13 protein-coding genes are annotated in these 13,450 nt (G+C 53.5%); 9 read left to right on the forward strand and 4 right to left on the reverse strand.

Annotation, left to right across the window (positions count from 1 at the left end; genetic code table 11):
* Positions 1 to 52 precede the first annotated feature (52 nt).
* Positions 53 to 994, forward strand: a complete 942-nt coding sequence (locus J2I47_RS12725) for a helix-turn-helix transcriptional regulator (protein ID WP_207364972.1) — start codon at positions 53 to 55, stop codon at positions 992 to 994.
* A 178-nt stretch (positions 995 to 1,172) separates the two neighbouring features.
* On the opposite strand, the gene J2I47_RS12730 is transcribed toward J2I47_RS12725, so the two are convergent.
* Together J2I47_RS12730 and J2I47_RS12735 are read right to left on the reverse strand one after the other, a co-directional pair.
* Entirely contained in the window at positions 1,173 to 1,793 is a 621-nt protein-coding gene (locus tag J2I47_RS12730; protein ID WP_229374573.1) for a DUF4142 domain-containing protein, read from the reverse strand.
* Between the two features lie 138 nt (positions 1,794 to 1,931).
* The gene (locus J2I47_RS12735) at positions 1,932 to 2,984 is read right to left on the reverse strand and encodes a long-chain-fatty-acid--protein ligase (RefSeq protein ID WP_207364973.1); all 1,053 of its coding nucleotides are present in this window, start codon (positions 2,982 to 2,984) and stop codon (positions 1,932 to 1,934) included.
* A 43-nt stretch (positions 2,985 to 3,027) separates the two neighbouring features.
* On the opposite strand from J2I47_RS12735, the gene J2I47_RS12740 reads away from it, so the two are divergent.
* Entirely contained in the window at positions 3,028 to 3,573 is a 546-nt protein-coding gene (locus J2I47_RS12740; protein WP_207364974.1) for a hypothetical protein, read from the forward strand.
* A 106-nt stretch (positions 3,574 to 3,679) separates the two neighbouring features.
* On the opposite strand, the gene J2I47_RS12745 is transcribed toward J2I47_RS12740, so the two are convergent.
* Positions 3,680 to 4,978 carry a sensor histidine kinase gene (locus J2I47_RS12745; protein ID WP_207364975.1) on the reverse strand — a complete coding sequence of 433 codons (1,299 nt, stop codon included), beginning with the start codon at positions 4,976 to 4,978 and terminating at the stop codon, positions 3,680 to 3,682.
* A 264-nt stretch (positions 4,979 to 5,242) separates the two neighbouring features.
* Between J2I47_RS12745 and hemA the strand changes: the two genes are divergently transcribed.
* The 3 genes from hemA (at position 5,243) to J2I47_RS12760 (ending at position 8,279) form a co-directional block, all read left to right on the forward strand.
* On the forward strand, positions 5,243 to 6,526 hold the full coding sequence (gene hemA, locus J2I47_RS12750; RefSeq protein ID WP_207364976.1) for a glutamyl-tRNA reductase: 1,284 nt from the start codon (positions 5,243 to 5,245) through the stop codon (positions 6,524 to 6,526).
* Between the two features lie 68 nt (positions 6,527 to 6,594).
* A complete protein-coding gene (locus J2I47_RS12755; RefSeq protein WP_207364977.1) occupies positions 6,595 to 7,413 on the forward strand; it encodes a hypothetical protein in 819 nt (272 codons plus the stop codon).
* Positions 7,410 to 8,279 (forward strand): geranylgeranylglycerol-phosphate geranylgeranyltransferase, encoded by an 870-nt coding sequence (locus tag J2I47_RS12760; protein ID WP_207364978.1) that lies wholly within the window; start codon positions 7,410 to 7,412, stop codon positions 8,277 to 8,279. The genes J2I47_RS12755 and J2I47_RS12760 overlap by 4 nt, the downstream gene beginning before the upstream one ends.
* A 2-nt stretch (positions 8,280 to 8,281) precedes the next feature.
* On the opposite strand, the gene J2I47_RS12765 is transcribed toward J2I47_RS12760, so the two are convergent.
* Positions 8,282 to 8,761 (reverse strand): MarR family winged helix-turn-helix transcriptional regulator, encoded by a 480-nt coding sequence (locus J2I47_RS12765; RefSeq protein ID WP_207364979.1) that lies wholly within the window; start codon positions 8,759 to 8,761, stop codon positions 8,282 to 8,284.
* 174 nt (positions 8,762 to 8,935) lie between these two features.
* Here J2I47_RS12765 and J2I47_RS12770 point away from each other — a divergent pair, with 174 nt between their 5' ends.
* The 4 genes from J2I47_RS12770 (at position 8,936) to J2I47_RS12785 (ending at position 13,441) form a co-directional block, all read left to right on the forward strand.
* Positions 8,936 to 10,024: an HlyD family secretion protein gene (locus J2I47_RS12770; protein ID WP_207364980.1), complete on the forward strand. Its 1,089-nt coding sequence runs from the start codon at positions 8,936 to 8,938 to the stop codon at positions 10,022 to 10,024.
* 3 nt (positions 10,025 to 10,027) lie between these two features.
* Positions 10,028 to 11,635, forward strand: a complete 1,608-nt coding sequence (locus J2I47_RS12775) for a DHA2 family efflux MFS transporter permease subunit (RefSeq protein ID WP_207364981.1) — start codon at positions 10,028 to 10,030, stop codon at positions 11,633 to 11,635.
* A gap of 114 nt (positions 11,636 to 11,749) precedes the next feature.
* Complete coding sequence (locus tag J2I47_RS12780) at positions 11,750 to 13,057, forward strand: TolC family protein (protein ID WP_207364982.1); 1,308 nt, start codon at positions 11,750 to 11,752, stop codon at positions 13,055 to 13,057.
* Between the two features lie 138 nt (positions 13,058 to 13,195).
* Positions 13,196 to 13,441, forward strand: coding sequence for a phosphopantetheine-binding protein (locus J2I47_RS12785; protein WP_207364983.1), 246 nt, complete (start codon positions 13,196 to 13,198; stop codon positions 13,439 to 13,441).
* Positions 13,442 to 13,450 lie beyond the last annotated feature (9 nt).

The raw sequence follows: 13,450 nt of genomic DNA on the forward strand, positions 1-13,450 counted from the left end.
TACGGCCTTTACGGCGCAGGAAACAACTATGATCTAATATTTTTGAGCCTATATGAATCGTCTGGACCGCCTAACTGCTATCCTGATACACCTACAAACGAAGCGCGTGGTGCGGGCACAGGAGCTTGCCGACCGTTTTGGTATCAGCCTCCGCACAGTTTATCGCGACGTGCGGTCGCTGGAAGAAGCGGGCGTGCCCATCGGGGCTGAGGCAGGCGTGGGCTATTTTCTGGAAAACTACCACCTGCCCCCGGTCATGTTCACCAACGCCGAAGCCAGCGCCCTGGTTTTTGGGGCTAAACTGGTGGCACAATATGCCGACGCCTCGGTACAGACGGGGTTCGACTCGGCCCTGTACAAGATAAAATCAGTATTGAAAGGGTCAGAGAAAGAACACCTCGACGAACTCGACAGTCAGCTTACCGTTATCCGCCCGGCTGCCGACACAGCACCTACCGATCAGTTGCTCAATACGTTACAGGCAGCCATTGTAGGGCGGAAAAGGCTTCAGCTAACCTATCAGGTCCCGGATTCCGATGCTGAGACTAAGCGCGAGGTAGACCCCATCGGGCTGGTGCATTATGGCGGCAGTTGGCACCTGATTGCCTATTGCCAGCTTCGGCATGACTACCGCGACTTTCGTACCGATCGCATTCAGGATCTTGCCTACGCAGGCAGTACGTTTCAGACCCACAACCGCCTGTCGTTGGCCACCTATCTGGAACGGTTGCGCAACACCGCCAAACTGACCGAAGTGTGCATCAGCCTGGACCCGAAAATGGCCCGCTACGCCCGAAGAGAACGGTATGGCTTTGGTTTCATTAAAGAAGAAACCCGGAACGATAGGGTATATATGCACTTCCTGACGCAGTCTACCGAGGGGTTTTGCCGGTGGCTGCTCATGTATGGCCAGACCGTACAAATCGAATCACCAGATGCGTTGCGAAACTACATGCAACACTTAGCCCAGGAGGCAATAGCACATTGGCAGTAAACTTAACAGGATGCTGACCCTGCTGATCTAGGGTTGTTACTACGTCCTGACAATCGCGTAGCAGGTATGCCGATGGAACTGGGTGAACAGCCTGACAATCAATGTCCAAGGTTGCTCCGCCTATAGTAATCTAAAAAGCGAGGCAACCTTGAACATTAGTTCTTGGACATTAAACTCACTACTGTACCTTCATCTTGGCTTCCATTTCGCGGGCTACCTTGAGGTGGGTTTTCACCAGTGGGTGTGCTGCCTTGGCTACGGCCGTCAGGTTATCGTCGGTACCTTTCATCTTCACCTTCGACATCACTTTATCGAGCTTTTCGTGGCCTTTTACACCATGTTCTTTGACGTAGTGCCGGTCGAGTTCAGCACCCGACATGCCCTGCATTTTCGCTACCATCTGCTGCGTTTCAGCATCCGGTGTGGCGGGGAGCGTGATGCCCTTAGCCGACGCAATAGCTTTCAGCTTGTCAGACAGGCCCATTTGCTCATCTACTTCGCCCTGGGCAAACTCCCGTACCGCCGGGTCAGTTGATTTCTGCACCGCCACCTTACTTGTTTCCAGCTGCATCATGCCGCCCATGGCCACTTCTTTCATCATGGCCGCATCTGCCGCCGACAGCTTCTTGCTGTCAGGCATAATGGCCGACACCGTGGCAGCACCTTCTTTATTCTTGCGCTCAAAATCGACTTTAGTCATTTTGCCAACCATGTTGTTATCCATGCGGCTCTGGGCCTGAACCGTACCCATTGTTAACAGCGTAGCCATGAGGCTGAGGCTCACCAGTACTTTTTTCATAATGTTGTTGATCGTGTTTGTACCAACTCAACAACTGCTTCCGGTAACAACTGTTTGCCTTATCCCGTATAAAATCTATTATCCTATAGAATTAAAAGACAATTCATAAATAAGCTTGCTTTCCGTCCAGTTCTCTACTTAAAGTATTAGCAGATTGCACCCCCGCACGTCGGAATTATCAAACCGGCCAATGATGCGAAAGTGGCCTTCTGTACCTACATACTGGCCTAAATCCTGCGTTTCAATGAACGCGCACGAATCCAGATTGGCCAGGTCAATCACATTCACGCCACCCGTTTGGCGGGCGGGGGTTCCGGTGGGCGGGTAGATATGGAAAGGGTCGTTCAGGTCGCGAAGGAGTACGCGGAGGGTGGCACTTGGCGCGAAGATGCCCTCGCCCGTGGAGTAGGCCTGCGAGAGCAGTTCGGTCATGCCATATTCGGAGTGGATGGCCGGGCGGTGCAGGTGCTGCGTTAGTTCAGCGTGAACCTCATCGCGGAGCATTTCGCGGCGACGGCCTTTCATGCCTCCTGTTTCCATCACCACAAGCTGCTTGTTGTGGGCCAGAAAGGCCAGATCGGGGGTTTGTTCTACCCAGTCGAGCAGGCCAAACGTGACGCCAATGAGCAGGATATTCCGCCCGTCGGGTTGCTCGGTGAGCTGACGCAGGTGGCTGGTAAGAGCGTCGAAATCAGCCAGGTAGAACCCGGACAAAGCCGAGCCGGACTGTTCCATAAATCGCTGAACCATATACACCAGCGACGAGTTATTTCGTTCAAGATACGACGGCAGCAATCCCAGCACATGGTACCCACTCAGCGGCCCGTAAACTGCCTCGAACGTACGGGTACATACGGCATCGTAAAGGGCCAGATCGGTCACGAAATGGCGACTGGTGGCGGGGCCGGTGGTGCCGCTACTGGCGAAAACCGTAGGTACCAAACTGGGTGTGGCTTCTGGAATCAGTAGCTGATGCGATTTAAAAAACCGAATCGGCATAAACGGAATCTGCTCCAGTGAGTGTACCGATTCGGGGTCCCGGCGCAGAAAATGCAGGTATTCAGCGTAAGTAGCGTTATGTTGGGCCTGATACCGGAACAGGTCTAACGCCAACCCGATAAACGTGGCGTCAGTAACGGTTAGCACGCGCTGTCGAAGCTCGGAACGCCGGTTGGATAGGGGCAAAAGCACAGTAAATTTGGGTCAGAAGAAGCGATATTGATTCACTAACAGGATGCGTAAACAACTAATTCAGGGATTGGTACTGCTGGTAGTACTGGGTACGGCGATTACCGCCTGTTTTGTGGAACCCAATTACAGCGACACGCCGGAGATTCGGTTCCTGTCGGTTTCAAAGCAAACCCTCGAAGCGGGCACAGGCGTGGGCCGTCCCCGGCGGGACTCCGTTATTGTCACAATCAATTTCCAGGACGGCACGGGTGATCTGGGCGAGAACACGCAGGATACCGCCCGGCAACGGGTAGTGTTTGGTAAAGAGACCTGGGGCAACTACGAGATTAAAACGTTTCAGTACACAGGCCCCAACAAGTATGAAGAATTGCCTCTTGCTGTCCTGTCAAAATTGTATTTCCCGCGACTCACCCGCGAAGGGCAGAAAGGCTCAATTGAAGGGGTTCTTGACTTCAGCCAGATATTTCCTTATCAGCGCAATTTCAAAATGATACCGGTGAAATTCCAGATTCGTATCCGTGACCGTGCGCTGCATGCCAGCAACGTCATCGAAACCGATACGCTTTCGGTGCCGGTCAACGGGCGTTGAAGTGATTTACGATGTACGATTGACGAATTACGATTTGTTGCTGACGCCAAAGCAAACTAAGGCGGCGTCAGCAACAAATCGTAATTCGTCAATCGTACATCGTAAATCACTTCACTTTCGGCCCTCGCAGTTTCAATAGCGATGGGCGTTTGCGGCGGGGTTCTTCCAGTTCGGGGAGTGGGCCGGGTTCGCGGTGGAGCACAATACGGAACGTGGTGCCCTTACCTATTTCCGACGTTTTCACGAACAGCCGCCCGTTATGGTAATCCTCTACGATGCGTTTGGCCAGCGTAAGGCCAAGCCCCCATCCCCGCTTTTTGGTGCTGTAGCCCGGCGCAAACACTTTTGTCATACTCGCCTTGCTCATACCCTTACCCGTGTCGGTAATGTCGATGCCCACTTCGTCGTGCGGTAGGGGCAGCAGCCGTATCCGTAGCTCACCTACGCCGGCCATAGCGTCGACGGCGTTTTTGCAGATATTTTCAATCACCCACTCAAACAGCAACCGGTTTATACGCACCATCAGTGTAGCGGGCAGGTTGCTTTCTACGGTCATCTTCACCTTGGTCGAGATACGGCGGGCCAGATAATCCGTGAAGTGCGTCACCACCTCGTCGAGGTTCTCATCTTTAAGCGTGGGCACTGAACCAATGCTGGAGAAGCGGGCCGTGATGGTCTCCAGGCGATTTACATCTTTTTCAATCTCATCCGTTACTTCAGGCTCATAATGATCGGGGTCGGTACGCATATAATCGACCCAGGCCATCAGTGACGACAGTGGAGTGCCCAGTTGGTGGGCTGTTTCTTTGGCAAGCCCCACCCAGACCCGGTTTTGTTCGGCCCGCCGCGATGAGCTAAACGACAGGTATGCCAGTACGCCCAACGCCGTAAGAATAGCAAGCAGGGCAAAAGGAAAATAATTTAACTGCTTCAACAGCAGCGAGTTGTCGTAATAGATTAACCCGAAATTACCGTCTTTTAAATCGACCGGGATAGGGTTATGATTCTGGCGCATCTTGTCGCGTTGTGCCAAAAGGAATACGCGGACGTCCTTATCGAGAAACGTGCGTGGGTCTGTATCAGAAAGCCCTTTGGGCAAATCCAGGCTGCGGCTTTGAACAGGCTCCAGGTGTTCATTGACGTAGATAGCCGGAATAGCATTGTTCTGATTCGCCTGGATGATATCGGCAATAATAAAGTTTATATTCTCTTTAGTGCCAGCCGTTTGTATAGCATATGCCAAGGCCTTGGCATATAATTGCATGTATTGCTCTTCCCGCGCTTCGAGCTTATTGATAATCCGGTTGGTAAACAGCAATGATCCCGTTCCCACCAACAGCAGGTTGATGGCAACGATGATTTTGAGAACGTTATTTTGATTGTAAATATCGAATGACTTCAGCATAAACATGGAAAACATCGCCTAATGACCTGAGCCATCAACGTTTAATCAACAGCATCTACGTTTACTCTCTTTCCTAACGAACTGACGAACCCGAACGTACCTTAGGGTGTTTTTTAAGCAGGGAAGTTAGTTGGATTTATCGAAGAAACGAACAGTTATTTATACTCGTTCTAAATAGAATCCATTCATCCAAGCTAGTTTACTCTACCCCGTTTGTGGCGTAATTTTGTTTTCACGTTTGGCAGTTGACTGAGCGTATTAGCTATGTTCGACGTTTTTAAATCGATAAGTCTGTCGCACAAAACAGCCCCGCTGGCTGTTCGTGAGCGAATTGCACTCAACGAAGATGAAGCCAAACGGCTGATGCTTCGTTTACGCGATATACTCGGCCTGGCTGAGTTGCTGGTAGTTTCTACCTGCAACCGCACCGAAGTATACTACACAGCCCCGGAAGATCATAACGACACAGTTATCAAACTGTTGCTGATTGAAAAAGGACTAACCGATACCGACGCTTATCTCCCCTATTTTCAGCAAATGGCAAGCCATGATGAGGCCGTCCGCCACTTGTTTGCCGTATGTGTGGGGCTTCATTCGCAGGTGATTGGCGATATGCAGATTCCGAATCAGGTGAAGCATGCCTACCAGTGGTCGGCTGATCTGGACCTGGCCGGGCCGTTTCTGCACCGCCTGATGCACACTATCTTTTTCACCAACAAGCGCGTTGCTCAGGAGACATCTTTTCGCGACGGAGCCGCCTCGGTCTCTTACGCCGCCGTTGACCTGATCGACGAGCTGGTGGGTGAGCGCACCAACCCAAGCGTGCTGGTAGTAGGCCTGGGCGAAATCGGGGCCGACGTTTGCCGTAACCTGGTAAACCGGGGCATCAAGAACATCACGCTTTGCAACCGTACGCTGTCTAAGGCTGAAGATCTGGCCCGTGAACTGCACGTGCGCTTTGCCGATTTCGATCAGCTAAGCACCGAAATTGGCCATGCCGACGTCGTTATTTCGGCGGTGCAACGTAGCGAACCGCTTTTCACCCCCGCCCTGCTTGGCAACATGCAGGTGCTGACCTTCAAATACTTCATTGACCTGTCGGTGCCGCGTAGTGTAGATGCCGCCGTTGAGCAGATTCCGGGTGTGCTGGTCTACAACATTGACCACATCCGCAACCGCGCCGATGAAGCCCTGAACCGCCGTATTGCGTCGATTCCGAAGGTGGAAAGTCTTGTCGATCAGTCGGTTGCCGAATTCGGTGACTGGTCGAAAGAGATGATGGTGTCGCCCACGATCAACAAGCTGAAGAACGCGCTGGAGCAGATTCGGAAGGAAGAGATTGCGCGCCACCTGAAAAGCTTAAGCCCCGATGAGTCGGAGCGGGTTGAGAAGATCACGCGGGGCATTATGCAGAAGGTGCTGAAATTACCCGTACTGCAATTGAAAGCCGCCTGCAAACGTGGCGAGGCCGAAACGCTGATCGACGTGCTGAACGATTTGTTCAATCTTGACAACCAGCCGGTTGATACCGCCGATGATCATCACTAAACGCAACTTGTGATGTAGCACAAAGCCCCTGCCGCGCTGGTTTGGGGCTTTTTTATGCTCACTCTATCATGTCGCCCTTCCCCATCACGCTACTGACCGGTACTTCGATCTGGCTTCATCAGATTGATCTAGCTACGTATGCGCGGCTGGCTGAAGAAAAAGACATGACGTTTTTCTGCCAAAACCTGACGAACGAATACGCCGCACGTGGTGAGCGACTCATTCATCTCTGGGATGACGTAATAGGCCAGAAACCAGCTGTGGTGGCTTCCCGGTTGCAGGCCCTGCAGGGGCAATCGGTGCGGGTGCCGGGGCGACTAACGCAGGCGCGGCGCATTGACAAAGCCACGGCCACGGCTTTTCTGGAAACGAATCATTTGCAGGTACCACTGCCCGGCAAAATACGCTATGGTCTGTTTTTGCCCGAACGCTACTATCGTGTTTTGCCCCCGGCTGGATTGCCCGACACCTACCGCGCCGACCTGCCAGCCGGAGAGGTACTGCTGGCCGTGGCTACGTTTGCCCAACCCCGCCAGATGACCCGCCAACAGCCGCCCCGCCGCTCGGCCGAGTTGCTCCGCATGGCTAACCGGCTGGGCTGTACCGTAGTGGGAGGGGTAGATAAACTACTGAAAACCTACTTGGTCAACCACCCCGCCGACGACATGATGACTTATGCCGACCGGGACTGGTCAGACGGGAACAGCTACCGGAAGCTGGGCTTTGCGGCCGTTGACGACACCCCCCCACAACAATGCTGGATTCATCCCGATGAAGGAGTTCGTTACACCCGGCATACATTGCCGCCCGGCGTTACCGAAGCCAACGCCCGCTCACTGGGTTATGTACCCATTTTCAACGCCGGTAGTCGTAAGTTTGTCCGATGACTCGCCCTATACCCACGTCTGAATACATCAAAGGATTTCTGCGCCTGGTGCGGGTGCAGAACCTGCTGATTGTGGTGGGTACGCAGTATCTGGCACGGATAGCGCTCATCGGGCCCCGGCAAGACTGGCCCCGGCTGCTGGTAGAGTCAAACCTGCTTTTGTTAACCCTAAGCACGGTTTGCATTGCCGCCGCCGGCTATATCATCAACGATTATTTCGACGTCAAAATCGACATTGTCAACAAGCCCGAACGGGTTGTTATCGGGCGGTATCTGAAACGGCGCTGGGCCATGACGGCGCATCAGGCACTGAACATACTGGGCTGTGCGCTGGGGTTGCTGCTGAGCCGGTGGGTGTTCGCCATCGACGTGCTGTCGGTATCGCTGCTCTGGTTCTATTCGGCCAACCTGAAACGGCAGCCGTTTGTGGGCAACTTTACCGTATCGTTCCTGACGGCCCTGTCGCTGTTGGTTATGGCTGTCTACTACCGCCAAAACACAGATCTGCTGTTAATCTACGCGGCCTTTGCGTTTGTGGTGACGCTGGTGCGCGAGGTGATCAAAGACATGGAAGACGTGCGGGGCGACGCCCGTTACGGCTGCCGCACTCTGCCAATCATTTGGGGATTGCGCCGCACTAAACAGTTTCTGTACGTGCTGATCGCAACGTTCATTACTACGCTCTTCCTCATCGCTGATTCACTCCATAACCCAAATCTGGGCTGGATTTTCATGCTGTTGCTGATCCCGGTGGCTTGGCTGGTTTATCGGCTGGTGCAGGCCGACACGCGCCGCGACTTTGCTTACCTTAGCAATCTCTGTAAGCTTATCATGCTCATGGGCGTGATCAGTATGGTCTGGGCCTGAGGCTAGTCGCCAATATCATCCAGCCCGTCTACAAGGTCCTTCAGGTTGTCGATGAGGACGTCAAGACGTTCCTGCCCAATAATAGACGCAAAATGGTCGTGGCCTTCTTTCATGCAGTCATGCACGGCATGAAGCAACTCAAAACCGCGCTCATTCAGAAAAATTCGGCTGGCCCGGCAATCTTGCATATCCTTCTCGGTGTAGATGTAACCCTGTTCTTCCAGCAAGCTCACCACCTTGCTCATCATTTGCTTGGTTACGTCGGCCTTACGGGCCAGCTCATTATTGGTGATGCCATTTTCCTCAATATTGGTAACCAATCGCAGGTAGCTGAGTTTAAAATCAGTGAAGCCCCGCTCATGTAAGCGAGGTTCCATAAACCCGTCCATATACCGCTTGAATCGCCAGGCTATGCGACCCAACGACCGGCTACGCACCTGCCGGAAATAAGCAAAATCGAAGGTTTTATTGTCTGTAGCCATGATGGAAGACGACACTATAATCTCATGAAATAGGTCATTTCAAAATAAAGGAGCAAATATAGTCAACTTGCTTGACTTTTATAGTCAACCCAGTTTACCTTTGTCTATCATCAACGAGCAAGTAGTGAATCGTGTTCCGGCAACGATCTTTTTTCTAAAGCAATACAACCAACTATGGCAACAGACAATGCATCTCCTGTTAAAACGTACCTTCCCCGCGTAATTGGGTTGGTTGCTCTTTTGGCTGGTCTTTACTGGGGCTTCACGGCCTATCGTCGTGGCCAACAGTTCGAATCGACCGATAATGCCCAGATTGAAGGCACGTCGGCACCCGTACTGGCCCGCGTGGCGGGGTATGTGCAGGCGGTAAACGTCGACGACTACGCCGTGGTGAAGCGTGGGCAACCGCTGCTTACTATCGATCCTCTCGAGTACACGGTAGCCCTGCAACAGGCCGAAGCTGATTACCAGTCGACGCTGGCTGATATAAAAACGGCGCAGGCTGATTTGGCAAACGCTATGGCCAACTCACGACAGGTAGTGCAGAACCTGAAAGTGGCGCAATCGAACGCCGAGGTACAGGCCGCCCGTCGGGCCAAAGCCCAGGCCGATTTGCAACGTGACCAGAACCTGTTTAACGATCAGTCGCTCACCCGCAAGCAGCTTGACGACTCAAAAAGCACCGTCGACATTCAGGCGCGGACATATACGGCCAATCAGGAGCAGGTAGGCCTGGCGCGGTCCCAGCAGGGCGTGGCGCAGGCGGGCATCCAGAAGGCGCAGGCGGCAATCCAGAAAATGCAGGCCATGTTGAAAGTGAAAGCCGCTGCCGTTGAAGCTGCCAAACTACGCCTTGGCTACGCCAGACTGACGGCCCCCATTTCGGGCAAAATTGGCAAGAAGAGCGTGGTTATGGGCCAATACGTACAGCCAGGGCAGAATCTGATGACTATCGTGAACGACAGTACGTTTTGGGTGGTGGCTAATTTCAAGGAAACCCAACTGGAAAAAATGCGCGTGGGTCAGGAAGTAGACGTGAAGCTCGATGCCTACCCCGACCTCAATGTAAAAGGCCGCGTTGCTTCGCTGTCTGAAGCCACTGGTGCCCGTTTTGCCCTGCTCCCCCCCGATAATTCGTCGGGCAACTTTGTGAAGATCACGCAGCGGGTTCCGGTGAAAATCGAGATTCTGAACCCAGAAAAGTATAAAGAACAACTCCGTGCAGGCCTCAGCGTAGACGCCGCCGTGCGCGTAGCGAAATAGCGTATGACAACCTCCCTTCCAGCACCCGCACCAGCCTATCCGGTGGGCATTCGGCGGTGGATCATCGTACTGACGGCTGTTACGGCAGCCATCATGGAGTTGATCGATACCTCGATTGTGAACGTGGGCCTGACCGACATTGCCGGTAGCCTGGGTGCCACCATCGAGGATGCCGCCTGGGTGGTTACTTCCTACGGCATCGCCAACGTGATTGTGATTCCGATGACGGGCTTTCTGCAGCGCTATTTTGGTCGGAAGAACTATTACATCGCCTCGATCATCCTGTTTACGCTGGCCTCGTATGGTTGTGGCGTAGCCCCTGACCTCTGGACACTCGTCTTCTTTCGGTTTCTTCAAGGCGTAGGCGGTGGGGCATTGCTGTCTACCTCGCAGGGCCTCATGTTCGACGCGTTTCCACCCAAACAGCGGGCTGTTGCCTCGGCGCTGTTTGGCCTTGGTATTGTGCTTGGCCCCACGTTTGGACCTACGCTGGGTGGCTACATCATCGACAATTTCCACTGGAGCTGGATGTTCTACATCAATATTCCGGTGGGTATTGCAGCCACGTTTCTGAGTCTGAGTTTCATCGATAAAAAAGCCGATGAATATGACATCGACCGGAAAGCCATCAGCATCGACTGGACGGGTATTCTGCTCCTGGCCGTCAGTGTGGGTAGCCTCCAATATGTGCTGGAGCGCGGCGAAAGCGACGACTGGTTCGACGATGAGGTGATTCGTTACCTTACCGGGGCGGTTATTCTGGCCCTGCCCCTGTTTATCTGGTGGCAGTTGCGCGGCACCAAATCGCCGGTACTGGACCTGCGGGTACTGAAGAACCGGAACCTCGCCATTGGTTCGGTACTGATGTTTATTGTCGGTTATGGGCTGTTTACGTCGGTCTTACTCTACCCGCTGATGGTACAGCGGGTGGCTGGGTTTACGGCCACCAAAACGGGGCAGTTGCTTATTCCCGGTGGCGCTATTGCGGCCATCTGTTTTCCGTTGGTAGGACGAATTCTGAGCAAAGGCGTCTCTCCTCGCTATGTAGTCATGGCTGGTTACGTTTTCTTTGCCGCGTTCTGTTTCCTGATGTCGACCTACACGGCCGACACTACCGACGGCTACTATATACAGGCTTTGCTGATTCGTGGGGTAGGGCTTGCCTTTGTCAACGTGCCGCTGATTAACTCGTCGGTGTCGGGGTTGAAGCCGCAGGAACTACCGGCGGGCATTTCGTTCACCAACATGATGCGGCAACTGGGCGGGGCATTTGGCGTGGCCATCACCAACACCTACGTGGCGCAACGGGTGGCCTACCACCGGGTAGGGCTGGTATCGAACATCACGCCCGACAACCCGCTGGCTACCGACCGTATCAACGGCATGACCCAAACGCTGACGGCTAAAGGCATGAACGCCCTCGACGCCGTGGGGGGTGCCTATCGGACCCTGGAACTGGCCGTGCAGAAACAATCATTGCTGTTGGCCTATCTGGATACGTTCCGCCTGGCGGGGCTGTTTTTCGTGGTCTCGTTCCCCCTTCTGTTTCTGCTTAGAAGCGTAAAAATGGACGCGGCCACCGCCAAAGCCGCCGCCGACGCAGCACACTAAAAGGATTTGGGATTGTGGATTTGGGATTTCGGATTAATTGCTTACGCCTCAGTTTGCTTTTGCGTAAACAACTAATCCGAAATCCCAAATCCACAATCCCAAATCATAAATGACATGAAAACACATCACAAACTACTCCTTCTATCGGTCTTGCCGGGCTTTACACTAGCGCAATCGCCAACTACGATGCCCGACGATCTGCGGGCGTTGTTGCAGCAGGCTACGGCCAACTACCCCGTACTGAAGCAGCAGGAGCAGCAAATTCAGGCAGCGGGTTTACAGGCCGACATTGCCCGCACGGCCCTGCGCCCCCAGGTAGCGGCCAACGGTTCTTATCTATACCTCAACCCCGTTGCCAAAGCTACCCTTCCCGTAGCCGGGCGCGAAGTAGAGTTGCAGTTTCAGCCCAACCACAACATCAACGCCAACATATCGGTGTCGCAGTCGATCTATGACTTTGGCCGGACCAGCGCCAATATTCAGCGGGCGGGCGATAACCTGCAGGTGCAGCGCAGGCAGCAGGAGTTAACCCGCCATAACCTGACCTATCAGGTAGCGGCGGCCTATTATGGCATCGGCTATATCCGTACAAGCCTGGTCGTGCAGGATTCGGTTATTCGCACGGCGGCGGCCAACGTACGTATTTTAGGAACGAGGCTGCAAAACGGCGACGCCCTTCAGTACGATGTGCTATCGCAACAAGTACGGTTAAAAACGGCCCAGAATCGTAAAATTGACCTTCAAAACCAGCTTGACCGGCAGTTGGCTCTGCTCACCTATCTTACCGGCCAGCCCAACCCAGACGTTGGCGCTGCGGCCCAGCAGTTTGGCGAAACCGTTCAGCCGTTTAACATCGACGGTCAATTACAAACCGCGCTGGCTACCAACAAAGATGTACTGGCGGCACAGGACCGCGTTCGTGTGGCCCAGACCGACATCCGCATCGACGAACTATCGGGGCGACCCAGCATTGGTTTTTCGGGAAACACCGGTTATCGCAACGGCTACGTGCCCGACGTGAATCAGTTGCGTTTCAACGTGGCAGCGGGGGTGTCTGTTACAGCACCTATCTATGCCGGCAAACGGTATCGCCTACAGAATCAGGCAGCTAAATATACCCTCAGTGCCAGTCAATATGCTGTCGAAAACGCTTCGGCCCAGCTTCGTCAGCAACTCGCGCAGCTTAATGCCGACATTGTGGCGAATCAGACACGGCTGCAAAACCTGGATACGCAGGTGCTTCAGGCCCGCAAAGCACTCGAACTGGCCCAAACCCGGTTGCGCAACGGGGTGATTACTACAGTAGAGTTGGAAAGTGCCGAAACGGGCATTGAAGAGGCGCAACTTGGCCAGGTATTCTACCAGTACCAGTTGCTGCTAAACCAACTGGAAATAAAGCGGCTGCTGGGCGAAACGCTTTAATGCGGCAGATGACGCAATCCTTAAAATTTACAAAATTCCGATTGGCGGCCTATTTGTATAAACAACAAAATCAGTTGGTTGGCAGTTAGTTGTGAAAAGCCATTCATCCTTATACAACATTCCATATACCCTTCATCAATGACCACAAAAGCCCGCGTTATCAACATTCTTGCCTCTTTCGGCATCAATGCTTCTCAGCTTACCGGCGACGTTCACTTCACCCGCGATCTTGGACTCGACAGCCTCGACACGGTTGATCTTGTTATGCAGCTGGAACAGACCTTCGGCATCCGGATTCCCGACGAAGATTACCCAAGACTAACCACGTTCCAGGGCGTTCTGGACTACCTCGCTCAGGAGAGCCACACCGAAGTAGCTGCTTAAGCAAACTAG

This window comes from Fibrella rubiginis (genome assembly GCF_017353185.1).
Classification (GTDB): domain Bacteria; phylum Bacteroidota; class Bacteroidia; order Cytophagales; family Spirosomataceae; genus Fibrella; species Fibrella rubiginis.